Origin of the sequence: Oceanobacillus sp. CF4.6 (assembly GCF_051262635.1) — a bacterium.
Taxonomy (GTDB): Bacteria; Bacillota; Bacilli; order Bacillales; family Amphibacillaceae; genus Oceanobacillus.
In genome coordinates this window covers 65,546-85,820 of record NZ_JBIMEX010000015.1, presented here as the reverse complement: position 1 = coordinate 85,820, position 20,275 = coordinate 65,546, and the positions used below count along the sequence as shown (strand labels likewise).

The 20,275-nt window shown below is 37.1% G+C and carries 25 protein-coding genes; 21 read left to right on the top strand and 4 right to left on the bottom strand.

The features are described from left to right. The first annotated feature begins 14 nt into the window (after positions 1-14). From ACHABU_RS18375 to ACHABU_RS18285, 19 genes are all read left to right on the top strand, one after another. Positions 15-596, top strand: a complete 582-nt coding sequence (locus tag ACHABU_RS18375; RefSeq protein WP_435766418.1) for a phage scaffolding protein — start codon at positions 15-17, stop codon at positions 594-596. A gap of 20 nt (positions 597-616) precedes the next feature. Continuing rightward, the gene (locus ACHABU_RS18370) at positions 617-1,600 is read left to right on the top strand and encodes a major capsid protein (protein WP_435766417.1); all 984 of its coding nucleotides are present in this window, start codon (positions 617-619) and stop codon (positions 1,598-1,600) included. A 13-nt stretch (positions 1,601-1,613) separates the two neighbouring features. Then, positions 1,614-1,874, top strand: a complete 261-nt coding sequence (locus tag ACHABU_RS18365; RefSeq protein WP_435766416.1) for a hypothetical protein — start codon at positions 1,614-1,616, stop codon at positions 1,872-1,874. Positions 1,875-1,887: 13 nt separating this feature from the next. Further along, positions 1,888-2,256 carry a hypothetical protein gene (locus ACHABU_RS18360; RefSeq protein ID WP_435766415.1) on the top strand — a complete coding sequence of 123 codons (369 nt, stop codon included), beginning with the start codon at positions 1,888-1,890 and terminating at the stop codon, positions 2,254-2,256. Further along, positions 2,249-2,581, top strand: a complete 333-nt coding sequence (locus ACHABU_RS18355) for a putative minor capsid protein (RefSeq protein ID WP_435766414.1) — start codon at positions 2,249-2,251, stop codon at positions 2,579-2,581. Before ACHABU_RS18360 ends, ACHABU_RS18355 begins: the two co-directional genes overlap by 8 nt. Before the next feature lies 1 nt (position 2,582). Then, positions 2,583-2,933, top strand: coding sequence for a minor capsid protein (locus tag ACHABU_RS18350; protein WP_435766413.1), 351 nt, complete (start codon positions 2,583-2,585; stop codon positions 2,931-2,933). Positions 2,934-2,943: 10 nt separating this feature from the next. Further along, positions 2,944-3,342, top strand: coding sequence for a phage tail terminator protein (locus tag ACHABU_RS18345; protein ID WP_435766412.1), 399 nt, complete (start codon positions 2,944-2,946; stop codon positions 3,340-3,342). A gap of 2 nt (positions 3,343-3,344) precedes the next feature. Next, a complete protein-coding gene (locus ACHABU_RS18340; RefSeq protein WP_435766411.1) occupies positions 3,345-3,791 on the top strand; it encodes a phage tail tube protein in 447 nt (148 codons plus the stop codon). 28 nt (positions 3,792-3,819) lie between these two features. Beyond that, complete coding sequence (locus ACHABU_RS18335; protein ID WP_435766410.1) at positions 3,820-3,996, top strand: hypothetical protein; 177 nt, start codon at positions 3,820-3,822, stop codon at positions 3,994-3,996. Positions 3,997-4,039: 43 nt separating this feature from the next. Continuing rightward, complete coding sequence (locus ACHABU_RS18330; RefSeq protein ID WP_435766409.1) at positions 4,040-4,426, top strand: hypothetical protein; 387 nt, start codon at positions 4,040-4,042, stop codon at positions 4,424-4,426. Between the two features lie 3 nt (positions 4,427-4,429). Further along, positions 4,430-5,083, top strand: a complete 654-nt coding sequence (locus tag ACHABU_RS18325) for a Gp15 family bacteriophage protein (protein WP_435766408.1) — start codon at positions 4,430-4,432, stop codon at positions 5,081-5,083. Then, on the top strand, positions 5,076-7,391 hold the full coding sequence (locus ACHABU_RS18320; RefSeq protein ID WP_435766407.1) for a phage tail tape measure protein: 2,316 nt from the start codon (positions 5,076-5,078) through the stop codon (positions 7,389-7,391). The genes ACHABU_RS18325 and ACHABU_RS18320 overlap by 8 nt, the downstream gene beginning before the upstream one ends. Before the next feature lies 1 nt (position 7,392). Continuing rightward, entirely contained in the window at positions 7,393-8,832 is a 1,440-nt protein-coding gene (locus ACHABU_RS18315) for a distal tail protein Dit (protein WP_435766406.1), read from the top strand. Between the two features lie 15 nt (positions 8,833-8,847). Beyond that, entirely contained in the window at positions 8,848-12,864 is a 4,017-nt protein-coding gene (locus ACHABU_RS18310) for a phage tail spike protein (RefSeq protein WP_435766405.1), read from the top strand. Then, positions 12,861-13,154, top strand: a complete 294-nt coding sequence (locus ACHABU_RS18305) for a hypothetical protein (protein ID WP_435766404.1) — start codon at positions 12,861-12,863, stop codon at positions 13,152-13,154. Before ACHABU_RS18310 ends, ACHABU_RS18305 begins: the two co-directional genes overlap by 4 nt. Positions 13,155-13,295: 141 nt before the next feature. Then, positions 13,296-13,721, top strand: coding sequence for a phage holin family protein (locus tag ACHABU_RS18300; protein WP_435766403.1), 426 nt, complete (start codon positions 13,296-13,298; stop codon positions 13,719-13,721). A 3-nt stretch (positions 13,722-13,724) separates the two neighbouring features. Continuing rightward, the gene (locus tag ACHABU_RS18295) at positions 13,725-14,639 is read left to right on the top strand and encodes an N-acetylmuramoyl-L-alanine amidase family protein (protein WP_435766402.1); all 915 of its coding nucleotides are present in this window, start codon (positions 13,725-13,727) and stop codon (positions 14,637-14,639) included. A gap of 152 nt (positions 14,640-14,791) precedes the next feature. Then, complete coding sequence (locus tag ACHABU_RS18290; protein ID WP_435766401.1) at positions 14,792-16,450, top strand: S-layer homology domain-containing protein; 1,659 nt, start codon at positions 14,792-14,794, stop codon at positions 16,448-16,450. Between the two features lie 11 nt (positions 16,451-16,461). After that, positions 16,462-16,713 carry a DUF3006 domain-containing protein gene (locus ACHABU_RS18285; RefSeq protein ID WP_435766400.1) on the top strand — a complete coding sequence of 84 codons (252 nt, stop codon included), beginning with the start codon at positions 16,462-16,464 and terminating at the stop codon, positions 16,711-16,713. A 38-nt stretch (positions 16,714-16,751) separates the two neighbouring features. Here the strand turns inward: ACHABU_RS18285 and ACHABU_RS18280 are convergent, their stop codons facing one another. Then, positions 16,752-16,976 (bottom strand): hypothetical protein, encoded by a 225-nt coding sequence (locus ACHABU_RS18280; protein WP_435766399.1) that lies wholly within the window; start codon positions 16,974-16,976, stop codon positions 16,752-16,754. A gap of 715 nt (positions 16,977-17,691) precedes the next feature. On the opposite strand from ACHABU_RS18280, the gene ACHABU_RS18275 reads away from it, so the two are divergent. Continuing rightward, positions 17,692-18,363, top strand: coding sequence for a hypothetical protein (locus tag ACHABU_RS18275; RefSeq protein WP_435766398.1), 672 nt, complete (start codon positions 17,692-17,694; stop codon positions 18,361-18,363). Continuing rightward, positions 18,356-18,778, top strand: coding sequence for a hypothetical protein (locus tag ACHABU_RS18270; protein WP_435766397.1), 423 nt, complete (start codon positions 18,356-18,358; stop codon positions 18,776-18,778). The genes ACHABU_RS18275 and ACHABU_RS18270 overlap by 8 nt, the downstream gene beginning before the upstream one ends. Before the next feature lie 401 nt (positions 18,779-19,179). Here the strand turns inward: ACHABU_RS18270 and ACHABU_RS18265 are convergent, their stop codons facing one another. From ACHABU_RS18265 to ACHABU_RS18255, 3 genes are all read right to left on the bottom strand, one after another. After that, on the bottom strand, positions 19,180-19,389 hold the full coding sequence (locus ACHABU_RS18265; RefSeq protein WP_435766396.1) for a hypothetical protein: 210 nt from the start codon (positions 19,387-19,389) through the stop codon (positions 19,180-19,182). A 68-nt stretch (positions 19,390-19,457) separates the two neighbouring features. Beyond that, positions 19,458-19,610, bottom strand: coding sequence for a hypothetical protein (locus ACHABU_RS18260; RefSeq protein ID WP_435766395.1), 153 nt, complete (start codon positions 19,608-19,610; stop codon positions 19,458-19,460). 2 nt (positions 19,611-19,612) lie between these two features. Continuing rightward, a complete protein-coding gene (locus ACHABU_RS18255) occupies positions 19,613-19,975 on the bottom strand; it encodes a hypothetical protein (RefSeq protein WP_435766394.1) in 363 nt (120 codons plus the stop codon). Between the last annotated feature and the right edge of the window lie 300 nt (positions 19,976-20,275).

The window sequence follows — 20,275 nt, the reverse complement described above, 5'->3', positions numbered from 1 at the left end:
GAGAAGTGAAATAAATGGATTTAAAAGAATTGTTGGGCGAGGAATTGTACAGTCAGGTTACAGAAAAAGCAGGGGACAATAAGTTAGCTGTCGTTTCAGATGGAAGTTACATTCCAAAAGATAAGTTTGACGCAGTTAACAAAGAAAAGAATGATTACAAGAAGACGATTGGAGAACGTGATACACAGCTAGAAACGCTAAAAACGAAAGCAACAGGAAACGAAGATTTAACTACTGAGATTGAGAAGTTGAAAACAGACAACCAGAAGATTACAGATGATTACGAAGCGCAAATCAAGAAACAATCTTTTGATTTCTCTTTGAAAGATGCACTTACTTCTGCAAAGGTTAGAAATCCTAAAGCGGTTAAGGCTCTATTAGATACGGAAGCTATCAAACTAGATGGTGACAAATTGCTAGGGTTAGAGGAACAATTAAAAACGGTCAAAGAAAGCGATCCTTATTTGTTTGAGGAAGAAACTGACCCAACCGAACCACCAAAACCGACTTTTACAACAGGTACACACACAAAGCCAACGGGCGGAGAGCCTACAAGCCTAGCCGATGCGCTAGCGCAAAAATTCAACCAAAAATAATAAATGGAGAGTGATTTTAAATGCCAATTACACTAGAACAAGCAAAGGTCGGTATGGCCGACAAAGTAGATCAAATGGTAATCGATGAGTTTCGTCGTGCATCATTTTTATTAGATTCATTAACATTCGATAATGCAGTTTCACCAGGTACAGGCGGTAGCACATTAACATACGGGTACCAACGATTGAAAACACCTTCTACTGCCGGTTTCCGTGCACTTAATAACGAATTTACAGCAAATGAAGCAGACCGTGAGAAATTAGCAGTTGAACTTAAAATCTTTGGTGGATCGTTTAATATTGACCGTGTTATTCAAGATACTAGCGGTCAAATTAATGAAATGAATTTCCAGATGCAGCAAAAAATAAAAGGTGCTTCTAACCTATTCCATCACACAATCATTAATGGCGATTCTGCTGTTGATACGAATGCGTTTGATGGGCTAGATAAAGCGTTGGCAGGCTCAAGCACGGAAGTTAATACAGATGCAGTTATTGACCTTTCTACTGAATCTGGACTTGATTCTAATAAACACGCACTACTTGATTTGATTGATGACTACCTTTCAGAACTAGATGGTCGTCCATCGGCTCTTTTTGGTAACAGCAAACTAATCACGAAGATTAAGTCTGTTGCCCGTCGTGCTGGATACCTAACATCTTCAGAAGACGGATTCGGGCGTACTGTAACTGGATATGACGGTATTCCATTGGTAGACCTTGGATACTTCTATAATGGGACAGCTACTGTTCCGGTTTCTCCTATTGTAGATCGTACTGTTGCCACTGTTGCTGAAACTGGATTAACTGACCTTTATGCAGCTGGACTAGGCATGGATGGTTTTCACGGGGTTTCACCTACTGGAAACGGTGTGATTCGCACATTCCTTCCTGACTTTAATGCGCCAGGAGCCGTTAAATCTGGTGAAGTTGAAATGGTTGCAGCAGTAGCATTAAAAGCTACAAGAAAAGCTGGAGTTTTAAGAAATCTGAAGATACAATAAGGAGGTTTTACTATTGGCTAAAATTAAAGCACCTAATAAAGATTACACTGGCGTTAGTGCTGGTGTTTCTTTTGTTAAAGGTGAAGCAGAGACAGAAGATAAATGGTTAATTGGATGGTTTGAAAATAAAGGTTATGAGATTGATGATTCCGCCGAGAAGGAAGCAGAACAAAAAGCCAAGGAAGAGGAAGAACGCAAAAGGGAAGAAGACGAAGCTAAAGAAGCGAAAGAAGATCCTAAGAAAGCAACTACTACGAAAGCATCCTCTAAATAGGGGGTGCTTTTAATTGTATATAGATAAAACCTATTATGACGACACCTATTTAGGAACACCCATCGATGATGTGGCGGAATTCAATAGAACAGCACAGCGAGCAAGTGACGTTATTGATCGATTAACTCATTATCGGATTGACGAATCTACCTTATCCGCATTTCAACTGAATCAATTAAAAATGGCAACCGCCGTCCTGGTAGAACACTATGCCATGAATGGCGGTTATGATGCCGTTATGGAGTCCGAAGGTATGGCTAGTGTAAATGTCGGTTCGTTTAGTTATTCATCCAATAGCGGTGTAAAAGTGCCAACGGATGTAATCAGTCATCTATCGACAGCTGGTTTAATTTATTCGGGGATAGGTACTTATCATGGTTAGAGCTATTCCGAAAAAGTTATTAATCCACAATGTAGACTATGAAAAGAACCTAGGTGATGACGGCTGGGATAGTACCTATGATGAACCAATCGCTATTGAGAATGTTCGAGTAGAAGCTACAAGCCGACTGCAAAGAGGAAGTAATTCAGAAGGAACAGCTATCAGCCATGTTTTAATTGTGGATAGAAAACATTCCACTGTTTTCCCTGACTTTAAACCGGGTGACAGGGTGATATTCCGAGAGATTCCCCGGGAAGTAGTAGATGTTAAACCATTCTATGCATTCGGTCCGGAAATTCATCATTATGAAATCGAGTTGAATTAATATGTTTAATGTAAAGGTTAATTTCAATTATTCAACAGTAGCGAAGAAAGTAGACGGCGCTTTTGGATTTGGTCAATACGTACTGGATAATGCGGTTATCAAGGACAGTAACTACTATGTACCAACAGATGAACATCATTTAGAAAGAAGCGCTTTATTACATTCTAAGGTTGGTAAAGGTGAGCTAGTATGGGAAACGCCATACGCTAGAAAATTATATTACAATCCGCAGTATACCTTTTCGAAAGATAAAAATCCAAATGCCCAGGGATTATGGTATGAAGTTGCTAAAGCTGAAAAGCGTGATGATTGGATAGATCAAGCGAATAAAGCGACAAAGAGTAAATTGTAGGGGGTGTGACATGGATTTTCTAGACAGATTAAAAGAATACCAAGAGGGATTGCCGTTCACACCTTCCATCATACAGATTGGATTATATAAAGAAGATGGTAATTCTGTCGCTATTAGACCAGCACCAAGTAACATCAATGAGCGCTATATGGAAGAAGGAAAGATATATCCTTTCTCATTTCAAATGTTAGTACACAATCAAAGCAACGTATTTGCTTATGATTCTTTAAATCAATTAACAAGTCAATTAGATAACCTATCGAACGGAGCTATCACATCGAGTGATGGCTCTTTTAATTTGATTTCAATGCAATGCACCACAACACCAAACTTTGTTCAGAAAACATCATACGGCGTGTTATGGACTGCAATTTATAACGCTGAATTATATATCAAGGGAGGAAATTAGAAATGGCAGAAGGTCTATTAATAAATTCAAAGCACACATTTGAAATAGGTACCGGAACAGATGCAACAACGGAAGAAATATTATACTCGCGATTGGCAAAAGGTTTCTCCAACTTTGAACCTGCAACCAATGAAGAAAACGATCAGACGGCTTATTTGGATTCAGATGGTTGGTTAACTACTACTGTAATGGGCGGTCAATTAACGCTTAACTTTTCCGGTCATCGTTTTTACGGGGATGAAGCACAAGACTATATCTTTAGTAAGCAATTTGAGTTAGGAGCAGGAAGAGAAGCTCCTTTCAGGTGGACATTGCCGAGCGGAGTAATCATTGAGGGACCTGCAACATTTGCTGAAATAACCGGCGGTGGTGGAGATGCAATTGCTAAAGGAGAAATAACGGTAGCTGTTCATATTAATGGCAAACCAACAATAACACCTGCAGTATAAATTGAAATGAAAGTAGAGGGGATTCAAAATGTATAAAGTTTTGCACAGATTTGTTGATGTTCAAGATCATAACAAAAGGTATAAACCAGGGGATACTTACCCAAAAGGTGATTACAGTCCATCTCAAGAGCGCATCAAAGTATTATCTACCATTCACAAAACGCACAAAAAAGTATTCATTCAAAAGGATGACAATAAAAAATAGGGTCGCATTTGCGGCTCTTTTTGTTTATTAAGGAGGATAAATCATGAAACAGTTTACAGTCAAAAAGAGCTATGAAGAAGTTGAAATAGAAGGCGAAGTATACAAAATTGATTTAAACGATAACAAGTTAAAATCATACATGCTAGAAGGTCACAAGCTAAAAGAAGAAGCTGATAAAATCCTAGACATGTCGGAAGATGCAACTGCAGAAGAAATAGAAAAAGGTCTGGACGAGGTGAAAGAATTAACTAAACAGGCTACAGATAGCGTATTAGGCAAAGGGGCATTCGATAATATATATCCAAAAACAGGACCATCTATAAACAACATGGCAGATGTGTTGTTCCAGGTCATTGATTATTTAAATGAAAAGCAGAAAGAAGATCTCGATAAACAGAAAGCGAAATACACCAAGAAGAAAAAGAGATAACCTATGTTTTTAACCGAAGAATTAGAGGACAAATTTAAATACAGTCGATACGTATTACATGTAGATATGACATTTGATAACATCTTGGAGCTTTTCGAATTGTTCGAGAATGATTCCTTTCCGGAACATGAAAAAGTCCTTACAGGTCTTGAAATGCTCTTATTTGACTATAGCAAAATAGAAGATCTGAACTTTGAAGAGCAATACGATCTTTTTAAATATATTATGAAAGAATTTATTGATATTGATTTAGATAAAAAGCAAGAACAAGCGGTTAAACAAGCAGAAGGGCAACCAACAAAACCACCGGATGAAAAAGCCTATGACTTTAAAGTTGATGCGGAGCGTATATACGCTTCTTTTTTTATGGACTATGGAATGGATCTCATTGAACAACAAGGAAAACTTCACTGGAAAAAGTTTCTCGCACTATTAAATGGATTAAGTGAAGGTACTTCTTTCATGAAGGTTGTTCATTACAGAACGATGGAAGTTCCTAAGGCAACCAAAGGTAACGAAAAACATCGAGCAGAGATTAAACAAATGAAAGATAAGTATTCATTACTCACGGATGAAGAAAAAGTTTCTCGCATGGACAGTCAATTTGATGGTATAGGCAATGCGTTTGTAAAGGCAGGTGAGAAATTGAATGGCTGATGGGAAAATAACGATTGATTCTGCCCTTGACCAAAAAGGAATTAATAAAGGGCTCAAGGACATGAAGAAAACCCTTGACGGCACCGCAAACAAACTAAAAGGAACCGGAAAGAAGATGTCTGCTGGACTAACGGCTCCAATACTTGGACTTGGTACGGTAGCATTTGCGGCTGCCAATGAAATGGACCAAGCGTACAGCGCCATTCGAGCAGGTACAGGGGCAACAGGGGAAGACTTGGAAGCTCTGAAAGAGAACTTTAAAAATGTATTTACCAATGTACCTGAAAGCGCAGATGAAGTTAGTAACGCACTAGCTGATTTAAATACACGTACAGGACAAACAGGTAAACCGTTGGAAGATTTAACAACTCAATTCCTAGATTTGGGCAGGGTAGCCGGGGAAGAGGTTCCAGGACTAATTGCAAGTGGAACACGTGCATTTGGCGATTGGGGTATTGCAGTAGAAGACCAGGCAGGTACAATGGATTACTTCTGGAAGGTTTCCCAAACAACCGGTATCGGTGTTACGGACCTAATGAATAAGATGGTCCAGTTTGGCGCTCCTTTACGTCAAATGGGTTTCGACTTTGAAACATCTGCAGCTCTTTTAGGTAAGTTTGAAAAAGAAGGGGTAAACGCTGAACTTGTCATGGGATCTATGCGTCAAGCGCTTGGAAAAATGGCGAAAGATGGTATCGATGCAGAAGAAGGACTACAAAAGACAATCGAAGCAGTTAAAAATGCAGGCAGCACATCCGAAGCCAATGCTGCAGCTATTGAATTATTCGGCGCAAGAGCTGGACCAGACATGGCGGCGGCAATTAGAGAAGGTCGTTTTGAGGTTGAAGATTTACTAGAAACTCTAGGTTCAAGTAAAGAAACCATAGGAGCTGCCGCAGAAGATACACAGACACTTGGTGATCAGTTCGGGATATTAAAGAACCAAACAATGGAAGCCTTGGAACCGCTGGGCCAAATATTTTTAGATTTAGCGAAAGAATATCTTCCGCCATTGATAGAAGCTGTTAAATCAGTAGGCGAATGGTTTACAAATCTTTCACCAACCGTACAAAAGGTAATTTTAATTGTAATGGGATTAGTAGCTGCAATCGGACCGTTGTTAATTTTTGTTGGAATGGCCATAAGTGGCTTCATGGCATTGTTGCCTGTCTTTTCAGCGATAGGGGCTGCCATTCTATTTCTGGTTAGTCCTATTGGAATGATAATAGCTGCCGTTGTGGCTTTAGTTGCAATCGTTATATTTAATTGGGAAACCGTGAAGGAACTCACCATTACCGTATTTACGGCGATAGGTGAGTTTTTTGTTGCCACCTGGGAGTGGATAAAGGAAATATTTAACACGAGCCTAGAATGGGTTAAAGAAACATGGAGCACCTCATGGACTTGGATAAAAGAAACAGCAACAACGGTTTTTAGCGCTATAGCAGAGTTTTTCGTTACGATATGGGAAGGAATTAAAAACACCTTTAATACTGTTATAGAAGCGATTGTGAGCTTTGTAAAACAACGATGGGAAAACCTTAAAACAAATACAACGAATGCTTTTAATGCTGTTAAGGATTTAATAACTAACATCTGGAATGGAATCAAGTCATTTTTCACTACGATTGTTTCTGCCTTAGTAGATTTTGTAAAAAATAGATGGAACAATCTTAAAAACAATGTATCAACGGTATTCAACGCTATAAAAAGCGTTATAACAACCATTTGGAACACAATCAAAAGTGTTACATCAGGTGTTTGGAATGGAATTAAATCCACACTAGGTGGCATCTGGAATGGAATTAAAAGCAAGGTTTCGAGCGTATTCAATGGTATTAAAAATATCATATCAGACGTATGGAATGGAATTAAATCTACTACAGACAAAATATGGACAGGCATTACTGATTCAATCAAAGGCGCAATTAACGGTGTTATTGCTGCAATAAATGGAATGCTAAATGCACTTAGTAGTATTAGTATAACTACACCTAAGATTCCTGATTGGGTGCCAAAATTCGGCGGCAAGACTATGGACATTGGATTCCCCAGTATCCCTAATATCCCTAGCCTTGACGTAGGGACAAACTTTGTTGCTCAAGATGGACTGGCTATGATCCATAAAGGTGAGGCTGTTGTGCCAGCTGAACATAATGGACCATACAAGCCTGGCGGAAAAAGTATAAAGATAGAACCGTCTGATGTAATTATTGATGGTCATCGTGTTGGTAAAGTTATATGGAAACCAGTGAAAGAAAATATGGACAGGGATATGAGAATTAAAGAGTCTTTTAGGAGGGGATAACTTGCTTTTTAACGGAATTGATCTAGCACCATATCTTAAAATAAAATCAATAAAAGGGAGAGGTATTTCATCAAGTGAATTAACTTTAATGACTATCCCTAGTATGGACGGGGCTCACCTAACACAAAAAAAGAAACCTGTTAGACTACTAGAAATAGAAGCTGATATAAGAGAAATGGACAAAGAGGGATTGCGCATTAAAATAGACGAATTGAACGGAATATTATCCGTTGGTGAACCTGTTCCTATAGTATTTCCAGATGAACCTTATATCACTTATTTTGGAGTACCAGAAGCAACAAGTGAGAACAATGAGTATAATTTTATGCACCAAGGTCAGATAACTATCATTTGTCCTGATCCATACAAATACGGTCCTGAACTAACAGCAACATTCCCATCTGATTACACGAATGTCCGATATTATGGCGAAGTACCTACTCATCCATCATTTAGGCTAACAGCATTATCTAAGCAAACATTTGCCATGATACAAAATACGGAAACGGATAAGTATATTGCAATAGGACAACCGGCAACAGCATCTGAAATACCCGTAGATAGGCAAACATTAATATTGCATGATGACTGTAGTACGCTGACCGGATGGAATGTTGCTAATACCATTGATAATGGTGTTGTATCCGGAGACATGAAGGTCGAAAACGGTTATTTTACAATCAACACGGTAGGTACACCGATAGATCCACAAGGATGGCAAGGACCATCTATAAAACGGAATATTGGTACAGCGTTACAAAATTTCCGAATGGATGCACTTGTAACTTTATTAAACATTCCTGAAAACAGGACAGACGATATGTTAGGAATGTTAGAAATTTATCTACTAGATGCTAATAACGATACGGTTGCGAAAATAGGAATTGAGGATGTGTGGCGTGATTTAAGTCAAGTACAAGGTAAATTTCAATTGGGCACACAAACAAACAGATATGATTATTATCGAAAACCAGATTCATTAACGAAATGGAATAATTTCCAGGGAATATTACGGATACATCGTGACGGTGATAGAATACGCCCTTACTTCGCTTTAATTAATAGTGACGGCAAACATACCTGGGTAAGTGGGGATTATGTTTATACCGATAAACAAAATGAATATCAAAATCCGATTACGCAAATACAAGTAGGAATGCGTATGTATTCCGGTACAAATTACGGAGCAATGCGGTTAAAAGATATTAAATTTTGGCGCTACAACGATACAACACCGGAAGAGCCGAAGTACCTTGTTGGAGCAGGTGACGAATTGACGTTTGATAACAAAAAAGGTGAAGTTTTACTAAACGGAGAGTATTATCCAGATTTAGATTTCGGGAGTGACTTCTTCACGCTCAATCAAGGGGATAACAACTTGATTGTACATCCTTCAGGCGCATATTCCGTTGATTTGGCATATAGCAATAAGCATCATTAGGAAGGAGGTGAGAGCATGATATTTATCACTGATAAACAAACGGATAAAGTTTTAGATTTCATTACGTTCGACAAGGTTATAGAAAATAGTCACAAACGAAGTTTAATCGATTATCAAGAAACGTTTGACTTCAGAACGTTCAATAATGAAAAATTCAGTAAGTTTTTAACGGATCGGAATCATATCATCATCCCTGACGAAAATAAAGGGGAATATCGTGAGTTTATTATCAATGAGGATGCTTCGAGGCATAATAGCAATGGTGTTTACAGAGAAGTCTACGCAAATGCGCACTTTTTAACACTTAGTACCGCAGCAGTCATAAGACCGCAGTCTTTTTCGGATATGTCTGTCAGAGCGGTTGCTAAAGATTTATTGAACACAACCGAGTTTGAGGTCGGTCTTGTTGAAAGCGACATGGTAATTTCAATTGAGGCTACGGATTATACAAACCCTTATGCTATGTTGAAAGAGATTGCAAAAAAATCGAACACAGAACTAAATTTTAGGGTTGCTATTGACAATAATGGTGTAGCAAAAAGATATGTGGATTTTCTGGAAAGAGTAGGTGACTGGCAGGGTCGCACTGTTGAGTTTGGTCGGGATTTACTTGAATTGGAACGTAATGTGCGTACAGATGAAATAGTTACCGCCCTTTTAGTAGTCGGACCAAAGCAAGAGAACGGTCAGCGACTAGAAGTGCTTATTGAAGATGCAGATGCGCTGGTAAGGTGGGGAAGAGACGGACAGCATATCATTAAACCCTTTACTCCCGAGGGACTACCTTCTCAAGTTGGAGAACAGAACCTGCAATATGTCACACAGCAAATGCAGTTACTTGGAAGGGAAGAATTAGATAAGCGAATTAATGCTGTTGTGACTTATTCTGGAGGAATAGCAGACTTAGAGAACGTTTCCGGTCATGAAAATAAAGTTCAACGTTTTGGCGATACAATCCGGATTAAGGATAGTGCATTTGAACCTTCACTATACATGGAAGCACGGATATTTTATCAAGATCGTGACATTGTACAAGAAAATATTAAAGATATTGAACTGGGAGATTTTCAAGAGTTTACCGAAGATGAAATTAAAGCACAATGGTTAAAGTTACAGCCGATTATCGATGAGCGAATATCTGATGAACTATTGACCACGACATATACCAAATCGGAAATCGATACTAAGGACACAAACACATTAGATGCAGCAGCGCTTGATGCCAAAACCAAAGCAGATGCAGCGCAACTTGCAGCCGAAGAATATGCTCTTGCTGAAGCTAACCTTGCGCAAACGAAAGCGGAAGCACACGCAGACGGTATTGTAACGACTGAAGAACAAGCGAGGATTGATGCAGATACAGCGAAACTTGCTGAAGCTAAACAACATGCTGAAACGAAAGCGAGCGAAGCAGAGGCGGCTGCAACAGCCTATACAGATAGTCAGTTGACCAATTATGTGGATGCAATAACGTATGATAGTGATGTAGCTAATATCCAAGCACAGATTGACAATCAGATTCAATCCCATTTTTATGATCATGAGCCGACATTGAATAATATGCCGGCAATGGAATGGACGACAACCGACGAACAAAACAGGCACATTGGTGATTTATTCTATGATAGCAGTTCCGGTTATAGCTACAGATTCATGCTTGACGGTACTGTTTATAAATGGACACTAGTTCGCGACGAGGGAATCGCTAAAGCTCTACAAGATGCAGCAAATGCACAAGATACCGCTGATGGTAAGCGTAGAGTGTTTGTCGACACACCTACTACTCCATATGACACAGGCGATTTATGGGATAATAACGGGGCTGTTTATCGGTCATCTGTTACAAAGTCCAGTAGTGCTACGTTTAGTAGTGCAGATTGGGTTAAGATTGGTGATGTGACAAGTGAAAACACGGCTAATGATGTTGTATATGTAGATGGTCGTCCTGCAGTAGATATCGAGGATAAGGCAGGGGCACAGGATAAGGTTGATGCGATTGAGATTGGTGTAAGGAATTTAGTAAACCCTAATGAAATTATGTATAGGTACGACGGAACGGATGTCATTGTAGAAGGATATAAGATTACGGCGTTAGTTGATTCTACTGAATTGGGTGGATATGTAATTAAGGTATCTCCTAATACTGAATATATACTGTCTTATATAAGCGATTCTGATAAAGGAATAAGGTACTATGAACATCCCTATAAACCTGCGTTCTTTGCTGATGGATACACGTTTGCGAAAGTTAATCATAAGAGCGGGGAAACATTTATAACTGGTGCAGATACAGAATTTCTCTATTTGGCAGTTTATCCGAGTGATTACACCACGTTCCCACGAGTTTATAATTGGATTAAACTAGAAAAAGGCAACAAAGCAACCGACTGGACACCTGCCCCAGAGGACGTAGATCAAGCAATCAGTAACGCCCAAGCTACCGCAGACGGAAAAAATACAGTGTTTTACTCAGCTACTCAACCTTCAACAAGCGGAAAAAAGACTAATGACGTCTGGTTTGATACAGATGATGATAATCGTATATATCGATTTGATGGTTCATCATGGGTAGCAGCTCAGTTTGGCACTAATGCAATTGCTAATTTAGCAATAACTAATGCTTTAATCGCAGATGGAACAATTCAAAATGCTAAAATAGGAAACTTAGATGCTGGTAAAATAACAACTGGAGTTTTAAATGCAGCTAGAGTGACAATAGGATCAGGTACAAGTTTTGATGCTAACTATGATCCAACTACAAAAGAAACTCCTACAGGCTCTCAATCAAAAGCTGATGGTGCCGAAAGTAGTGCTAAAGCTCATGCTGATGGTGCTGCATCTACAGCAGAAACAAATGCAAAGAAATATGTAGATATAAATGATTATGGAAACGTAAAAACATTTAATAATTTAGCAGGTATAAATGGAGGTAATAGCGCAGCAGGCGCAATGGTAATACACACTCCAATAACACTAAATAATTATATGTCGAGGATTGATATAAAGGGTTATATGTATACAGGAAACACAGATATAGATGTATCTGTAGGATTTTACGCATATTCAGGTGGTTCTTTTCCTAACAAATCATTTATCTCTAAAGGAGATTATGGGGTAAACAAGGTAAGGTTAGCAATTGATGCTAGTGGTAAGGTTGTTATAATCCTAGAAGATACTACAAGTAGTTGGAACTATCCTAAGATAACTGTTGAAAAGGCGCAATTGGGACATATAAGCCCACCTGACAGTTTTAAAGATGGATGGAGTATAGCTTTTGAAACGGATATATCAACTTACACTAACGTTGCTACTGTTCCTGCTAGGCAACTTGAAACTACAGCAGGCTCACAAGCTAAAGTAAACACCCTTAAAAATTCTTTAGGTGACGTGGCTTATGAAAATTTAGTTGAAAAAGCTAAGCTTGGAACAACAGTTATTAGTGGTGGGTACTTAGTTACAGCTTTACTTGAAGCTGATTCTATTGGAGCTGACAAAATAAGTGTTACTTCATTAGATGCTCTTTCTGCTAATTTAGGTACAGTAACAGCCGGATCTATACTGTCTAATACAAGTATTGATGTTACAACTTCTTTATATGTTGGTAATAATATTACACTAGGAAAAAGCAACGACACACTTCTAAAAGAAATCACCTTTGCTAGTGGAACTGCATCGTACACGTTCGGTTCGAGTATTATAGGAGATGTAACTTTCCTAGAAGTATCCTCAGAAGAAGTTGCCTTGTCAGGAAACATACTCAACCTTAATTCCAATAAGATTGTTACGAGTAGGTCTGAGACAGGCTTTATGGGACTTGGTGGAGCAGGTAATGGTATAACTGGTAATGCTGTTTTAGCGGGTGTTAATTTCAGAACAAAGAAAACATATACACCAAGTTCAATTAGCTATACGACAACTGCTTCTAACAGAACACCAGCATTTTTTGATATATCAGTAGATGGTTTTTCGGTTGCTATTCCAGGGGAAGGTTCATCGGGATTTCTTTACTTTAGGGGGAATTATACGGCATGATTAAGGAAATAAAAGGAACTTCATTAGTTACTGTTTGTGATAATTGTGGATTAGAAAAGATCAATAATATGGTTGGAGTAATAATGAGGAAAAATGAGTTCAATGAGTATGATAACTTAGTTGTTCCGTGTGAATGTGGGTCTGGTGAAGTATTTAATATGAATATACCAGTAAACGACACAGACGAGCAATTCATGACAGATGATTTGGAAGCAAAAGAAGAAGTCAAAAGGTACTATGTAAGAGTATTGCAACGTCTAATAAGAGATGATTTTATGAGCGCCAAATAAGGCGTATTTTTTATGGGGTAAGCGAGGATAGAGTTACAGGCTACCCTCTCCCACTGTCAGGGGTTTAAACAGTGGTACCAATACTTTACGAGGAAGTTATACAATTTTAAGGGGGTCATTCAAAATGGAGGAGATGACGAAATGTTGGGAGCTGTTAATTTGGAGTATTTAGAAGCAGCCAGAATGTATTTGTTTGGAGATGTTAAATTTTTGCACTTGCTGTTGTTGTTAATGGCATTGGATATAGTCACAGGGATATTTAAGGCAATCAAAAACAAGAATCTTTGGAGCAGAAAAAGCCTTTTCGGGTATTCGCGAAAGGTATTGGTATTAATAGTAATAATTTTGGCGAACGTGGTAGATCAAATATTAGGTTTAAATGGCGCGGTGACTTATGCAACCGTGCTTTTTTATATTGCTAACGAGGGACTATCCATTATAGAAAACTTGGCAGATGTTGGCGTATTAGTACCAAATTCATTGGCTGAAAAACTTAAGGGGATAGACAGCAGTAGCGAAACATTCCCGGAAGAAATTAAAGAAGAATTTACAACCAAAGGAGACTAGATAATGGCTTATCCATTTAATGGCTATACAGTCGGGTTGGACTATGGTCATGGCAATAAAACGTTCCCTCCATCCAAAGGGGTGTACAAAGTCGGAAAAGCCTACCACGAGCATAATTTTAACTCTAGGCTAGGTTTAGCGATTAAAGAGTTATTGATTTACAATGGCTTCAAAATTGTTGAAGGGCAGAAACCTTATAGCGCGGAAACAGGATTAACTACCAGGACGAATTTATATAACAGTAAAAAGGTGGATTTAGTTTGGTCAATACATGCAAATGCAGGCACATCATCCGTAAATGGAAGGTGTGCTTTTTACTGGCATACGTCTCCTGAAGGGAAAAAGGCTGCTAATTTGTTTGTGGATGAGGTAAATAAGTCTGGTTACTCCATACATGGTAACGGATTACATGCGAGCGAAAAAGGAAGCTGGACGAATATGCACATTTGCCGAGAAACGAATATGCCATCCGTTCTAACCGAGAATGGATTCATGACAAATGACGATGACTTTGAATTGATCTTTGGTAGCAAACAGGATAAATACATCCACGATATGACCAGGGTACATACTAAGGCCATTTGTCGTTATTTTGGTGTTGCTTTTAAGGAGAATATAATTATTACTAAAACAGCGTCATACAATACCGAGGAGGATGGATTAACATTGTCACAATATAATGATTTGAAAAAAGAAATCAATGAATTAAGGGATTTAATCAAGGGCGATAAAACTGATGAACCTTCTAAATGGGCGAAACCTATATGGGACAAGAAAGTTAAAGAAGGTTACTTTGATGGTACACGACCAAAGGATAATATCACAAGACAAGAGGTCGCGGTAGTAATTGATCGTCTTGTGACTAATATTAATGAGTATCATATTGAACCGTTGAAAGAGGAAATAAATAATAAATAAGAAATAAAATAAGATGATACTATCTTTTAAATATTACTGATGAAGCCCCTGACCACGGAAATGGTTGGGGGTTTTTTAATACAATTATTTACAATTATTTAAAGGACAATTAAGAATAATGTCGTATACTAATAGATAAGGAGGGGATTAATTTGATTAATAGAATATCAAATAATAGGATAAGTTTAATATCAATTTTATTCATTGCATTTGTATTGTTATTTACAAATAGCGTAAGTGCATCAGCAAAATTCCCAGATTTAGAAAAAGTACCGTGGGCAGATAACGAAATCTTGTATTTACATGGAGAAGAAGTAGTTAATGGTCTACCTAATGGTTCATTTGGGGTATCAGACAATATTACTCGTGCTGATGCTGCTTTAATGTTGGCAAGAGCTAAAGGGCTAGATACAGAGAATGTTTCAACAACATCAAAGTTTCCGGATGTTGACCAAGGTGCTTACTATTTTGAAGCTGTACAAGCTTCGGTGGAAGCTGGTTATCTAAACGGTTATCCAGATGGAACGTTTGGTGCGATGGATACGTTAACTAGAGAGCAAATGGCTAAAATTATCGCTGTCGCTTATAATTTCGAGGCAGATAATGGTAATTACTTTAACGATATTTCAAATAGCTGGGCGAAGTCAAATATAAATTCTATTGCAACAAAAGGGATTAGTAATGGAACTGGTAATGGAGCATTCAAACCAGTAAGTAACATTTCTCGTGCTGAGTTTTCGGTTATGTTGGCTAGAGCAATGAATGATGAATTTAAGGTTGAACCCGAAAAAAATACAATGGCTAATTTCATAGATGTTGGTCAGGGTGACTCGACTTTAATTCAAACTCCAGATGGCGCAAATATTTTAATTGATGCAGGAACAAAGTCAGCAGGACAAAAGGTTGTTTCATTTTTAAAAAGTAAAGACGTTGGGAAATTAGACTTAGTTGTAGCAACACACCCACATGCAGATCACATAGGCGGATTAATACCAGTTTTAAATGAATTCCCTGTTTCAAAATTCGTGGACAGTGGAAATGCTCATACATCACAAACTTACATTGATTTACTTACAATAATTGATAATAAGAATATCCCATTTGAAATACCTTCAATCGGACAGGTATATTCATTCGACAATAACTTTAAAATGACTGTACTACACGTAAATTCAAATGTGACGAATGCTAATGATGCATCAATTGTATTAAAAGCAGATTATAATAATGTAAATTTCATGTTAACTGGAGATGCAGAAAGCAACATAGAAAATACATTAGTTAATAAGTTTGATTTAAATAGTACAATTCTTAAAGCAGGTCATCATGGTTCAAATACTAGTAGCTCATCAGCATTTATAAATGCAGTTAACCCGTCTGCAACAATACTTTCGTACGGGGAAGGGAACTCATATGGACACCCTCATGCTGAAGTTATAAATCGATTACAAGCAATCGGATCAGATATATATTCAACAGCAGAATCTGGTGACATTTCAGTATTGACAAATGGCATAACATATTCGGTGTCTGTGAAAGCTTGGAGTCCTACAATAAAGCCTGAACCTAAGCCAGAGCCAGAACCACAGCCAGAGCCGGATCCAGAACCAGGTATTAGTTATCCAATTAATATCAATAAAGCAAATACTGAACAACTTGAATACATAACAGGAGTTGGTCCAGTTATTGCACAGCGAATTATTGATTACAGAAACACATATGGACCTTTTAAAAAGAAAGAGGATATTAAAAAGGTAAGTGGTATTGGTAACGTGACTTATGAAAAGATGAAAAATCAAATTACTATCTAAGGATGATTTTCATGGCCAAGTATACAATTGATCGATTCGAAGGAAATATAGCTGTACTGCTATTACGAGCGAATGAATCAGAACAAATTGACGTTCCTCGCGATCAGTTGCCAGCTTCAGCAAAAGAAGGGGATATATTAGATGTTCAGCTCAACGTTGAAAACAAAGTAATTAACGCAAGCATACTAGAAAAAGAAACAGAAACCGCGAAAAGAAAAGCTGAAAATCTTCTTCAAAAGATATTAAATAAGAATAAACAGTAGAAAAAGCCCTCGGCCGCAGAAACGGTTGAGGGCTTGATTTATTCTGACTTGAAATCTTCATTTACTGAGTAGGATAAAATATCTTCTTCTTCATTCCAATCAATAAAAACTTCAACAGATTCTCCTTTGCTGTTCGTTACCACAAAGCTAGGGTCACCGTGTTCTCCTGCATTTTTTGCTTGCTCGTTAAATATTTCGGAAACATCTTCTTCTAGGAATTCGTTTATAATTTCAATTGCTTGGCTACGGGGTAAATTTTTCATTGGTTTTCTCCTATTTTTTGTTTATATGATATCCAAGATATACGGTTTAATTCGCGAATTTTAAAGTCCAGCTGCGGAAACAGTTGAGGGTTTTTTTTACATATTAAATGTAAAAAGAGCCCCTTCATAAGAAGAGGCAATAAGTTAAGGGGAGGACAGCCTTCGTAGCCTTGCCCACTAAGTATTATTTACTTTGTTAATTAAACTATACTATTTTTTATCACTAAGAAGCCCCCAACTCAGAAAATAGTTGGAGGCATTTTTTATTTTCTAACAATTTTATTACATAGAGTTGAACCATTACATTACGCCATGACTATTATATAATAGTTAATTGAGGTGAATAGATTTAGTGGGAATTATAGAAGAGCTAGATGAATGTTTAAATTTATTAGAAGCGAAAATTGCTACTCTTGAGGTAGAAATCAAGAGTATTATGTATGAATGCGAACAGATTATGTGTGATTAGTGTCCTACTCTTTATGTTGCCGCGAATTATTATTTATTGTATAAATAAGTCTATAAAATGTTACAGTAATGTTACAGACATTGCGTTTTAGTAACTTTTAGTGGTAATTATTTCTAATTAGTGTTAATATTAACATAAGTTGTATAATGAATTCTGAAAACATATTATATTTGGTTGTTATCCACCTAGTTATGCATAAGTTCACTCAAAGTAGGGAACAGATGTTATAAGGAGGTGTGTTTGTATATGGAGGTGAATGATATGTTAAATTCTAACATAAGAAAAAGGGCCGCTAGTGGATGGTTGAAAGAAAACTATAGACAAGGGTTCTCTTCCTCTTTAAAATTACAAAAATTTTTATTTTTCTATGAAACTCTTTCCAAAGTAGAGGGAGACCATGCGGATTTTACTTACCTAAGAGGGTATGAAAATGGACCTGTTTTTAGTGATGTTTATGGAGATTATATTTATAGGAAACCTGAATTTTTTAACGAGGTAGAGAGTGCATATAGAAATAATCCTGAAGTTATAAATGAAGAAAGAGCAAAATTCGCCAGCTTTTTAGTGAATATTTTAACTGAAAGGGAGCTCTCGGAGTTAACACATGAATTAAACATATGGAATGCAAAAGAAAAAGAGATAAACAAAGGGACAAGACATATATCTCTTTGTGAAGAGGATTTTACTAAAGAAGATGCTGAATTGCTGAAAACACTTAGGGAAACTTATACTTCCGATTACATTGATTCAGTTGAAGTAGTCGAGATATACAATAAAAGTTTTATAATAAATAAAGATGATATGCAAAATTTTACAGAAGAACAACAAAATGTTTTTATAACTCTCTCTAATGATGATAATATAGAAAATCCTGTTTACGTAAGAATATCTGAAGATGGGGTGATTTTAATTGATTGATCAAAAAGATGTTGTAAGAATGAGGGTTCCATTTCCTAACTTAGATTCTAAATTAGCAGTTCAAGCGCACATGTATGTTTGTGTGGACAGTGGAACCCAAAAAGAATTTGTTAAATGTCAAACATTTAAACCAACACATTTAATAAGAAGCAAGCCACCCTATCGATGTATAGTGGAAACACCAGATATTAAGCGAAACCCTTTTCAGGGTAAAACAACTATTGATTGTGATAAATCTTTTTACATAGAAAACGTAGTTATAGATCGATCATTACTAACTACTAAAAGAAAAGATATATGTGAAGATCTTTTTACTAGTATAACTTCTGTAATTGGGCATGTAGCTTTTGCAAAAAAAGTGATTGATTTAGCCCCCTTCTTATCCCTAAATCAAAAGATTAGTAGTGAAGTTTAAAATAATATAGGGATAAAGTAGTTAAAGGATTTCATAGATTTATGAGTCCTTTTTTATTTTAACGATAAAAAACTTTCCCAGACAACTCCGCACCTACCTTATTAACGATGGTCCTTTTTACTTAAATAATTTTGAAACTTTGAAACCACAAGATTTTTTGATATTAATTTATTCATGTTTTGCTCTATTAGGGAATGCGTTCTTACATCGTCTGATATCTCATCAATCGATATTGCTCTCGGATATCTCTGATTAAGTCGAACAAGTATGCTGACCTCTATAAGGCTAAGACTATGCTTTTTTGCTAATTTTAAGTAGTCCATGTATATGTCTCCCTTACCTGTTAGGCTTGTTGAGAGAAGTGTAACAGATTTAGGAATGATGCAAAAATGTATTTACTACTATCTTTTTGTTTTATATATAACTATTTTCCCAGACAACTCCTCACTAATACGATCACACTCATCCTTACTCGGTACGCCATTGTAACGTGGATATTGAATATCACTCATACCAGCATCCGTAAATTCTCCGTTGTAATCCTCCTCGAGCATCTCCATATCTCTTACTGATCTAAACCCTACCAAATGACCTTTAATAATTTTTTCCATAAAAAACCCCTCCTCATATATATAATCGAAATAAAATACGAGTAGGGGGTGAAGAAAATAAAAAATATTTATATACGATCTCCAATCAATTCATCCACAATCTTAACCAAATCCTCTACAGCTTGCTCTTTGCTGTATTGAGTATCACTATCTAGATTAGCAGCAACACCTAATATTTCAGCTTTTAGGACTGCCCAATCGTGACGTTGTTCTAGGTTCATGTTTAATCCTCCCATACACGGTCATTTCGTTCAAAATCTGTTGCCTTATCTCCATATAGATAATTACACATTACATCGCTAGTCATCATCTGCAATTCTCCAGGTGTGAAAGTAATTACTTCATTATTAACTCTAAACCCTACCTGGTCATCACTCTTTCCTAAGTATCTGATATTCAAATGATGGACGGTATGCATTTCTTTCTTTAATTCATTAAAATCACGCTGCAGATTATCGATAACAGAATCTAACTTAGCTTGATGTAGATTACCGAGTTTAAAGTTACTAAATGTTTCACTGTCTTGTTTGAAAACCTTTATGGCCATTGGCATTGTTATATATTTTGAAACGATATCCTTATCCATCGTTAACACCCCTAAGAACATTTGTTCTATATTAGAGTATTAAATTTAAAAAGTCAATATCACAATTGGTCACAACTTTGGTAACGAGTCGGTCACTCCTTCCAAAAGGCAGTTAACATGTAATTTATCAATACCCACTAAACACCAGTGCTTTTGTAGCTTCCCAAATCCTATTAAGCTGTGCTAAAATATATCTTATCGGTTTCCTAAACCATGTGCCGCAGGTTCGAATCCTGCCGGGGCCACCACTTAATGTATTACATATCTTCTTCCTCCAATTTTATTTTGATTTACCAACAT

What these genes read in the sequence shown, in the direction of transcription:
- ACHABU_RS18345 (WP_435766412.1), top strand. Translation starts at nt 2,944, where the DNA reads ATGGATTTTCTAGACAGATTAAAAGAATACCAAGAGGGATTGCCGTTC.
- ACHABU_RS18305 (WP_435766404.1), top strand. Translation starts at nt 12,861, where the DNA reads ATGATTAAGGAAATAAAAGGAACTTCATTAGTTACTGTTTGTGATAAT.
- ACHABU_RS18260 (WP_435766395.1), bottom strand. Translation starts at nt 19,610, where the DNA reads ATGAACCTAGAACAACGTCACGATTGGGCAGTCCTAAAAGCTGAAATA.
- ACHABU_RS18320 (WP_435766407.1), top strand. Translation starts at nt 5,076, where the DNA reads ATGGCTGATGGGAAAATAACGATTGATTCTGCCCTTGACCAAAAAGGA.
- ACHABU_RS18255 (WP_435766394.1), bottom strand. Translation starts at nt 19,975, where the DNA reads ATGGATAAGGATATCGTTTCAAAATATATAACAATGCCAATGGCCATA.
- ACHABU_RS18265 (WP_435766396.1), bottom strand. Translation starts at nt 19,389, where the DNA reads ATGGAAAAAATTATTAAAGGTCATTTGGTAGGGTTTAGATCAGTAAGA.
- ACHABU_RS18355 (WP_435766414.1), top strand. Translation starts at nt 2,249, where the DNA reads ATGGTTAGAGCTATTCCGAAAAAGTTATTAATCCACAATGTAGACTAT.
- ACHABU_RS18300 (WP_435766403.1), top strand. Translation starts at nt 13,296, where the DNA reads ATGTTGGGAGCTGTTAATTTGGAGTATTTAGAAGCAGCCAGAATGTAT.
- ACHABU_RS18340 (WP_435766411.1), top strand. Translation starts at nt 3,345, where the DNA reads ATGGCAGAAGGTCTATTAATAAATTCAAAGCACACATTTGAAATAGGT.
- ACHABU_RS18325 (WP_435766408.1), top strand. Translation starts at nt 4,430, where the DNA reads ATGTTTTTAACCGAAGAATTAGAGGACAAATTTAAATACAGTCGATAC.
- ACHABU_RS18330 (WP_435766409.1), top strand. Translation starts at nt 4,040, where the DNA reads ATGAAACAGTTTACAGTCAAAAAGAGCTATGAAGAAGTTGAAATAGAA.
- ACHABU_RS18310 (WP_435766405.1), top strand. Translation starts at nt 8,848, where the DNA reads ATGATATTTATCACTGATAAACAAACGGATAAAGTTTTAGATTTCATT.
- ACHABU_RS18375 (WP_435766418.1), top strand. Translation starts at nt 15, where the DNA reads ATGGATTTAAAAGAATTGTTGGGCGAGGAATTGTACAGTCAGGTTACA.
- ACHABU_RS18350 (WP_435766413.1), top strand. Translation starts at nt 2,583, where the DNA reads ATGTTTAATGTAAAGGTTAATTTCAATTATTCAACAGTAGCGAAGAAA.
- ACHABU_RS18295 (WP_435766402.1), top strand. Translation starts at nt 13,725, where the DNA reads ATGGCTTATCCATTTAATGGCTATACAGTCGGGTTGGACTATGGTCAT.
- ACHABU_RS18285 (WP_435766400.1), top strand. Translation starts at nt 16,462, where the DNA reads ATGGCCAAGTATACAATTGATCGATTCGAAGGAAATATAGCTGTACTG.
- ACHABU_RS18280 (WP_435766399.1), bottom strand. Translation starts at nt 16,976, where the DNA reads ATGAAAAATTTACCCCGTAGCCAAGCAATTGAAATTATAAACGAATTC.
- ACHABU_RS18275 (WP_435766398.1), top strand. Translation starts at nt 17,692, where the DNA reads ATGGAGGTGAATGATATGTTAAATTCTAACATAAGAAAAAGGGCCGCT.
- ACHABU_RS18335 (WP_435766410.1), top strand. Translation starts at nt 3,820, where the DNA reads ATGTATAAAGTTTTGCACAGATTTGTTGATGTTCAAGATCATAACAAA.
- ACHABU_RS18370 (WP_435766417.1), top strand. Translation starts at nt 617, where the DNA reads ATGCCAATTACACTAGAACAAGCAAAGGTCGGTATGGCCGACAAAGTA.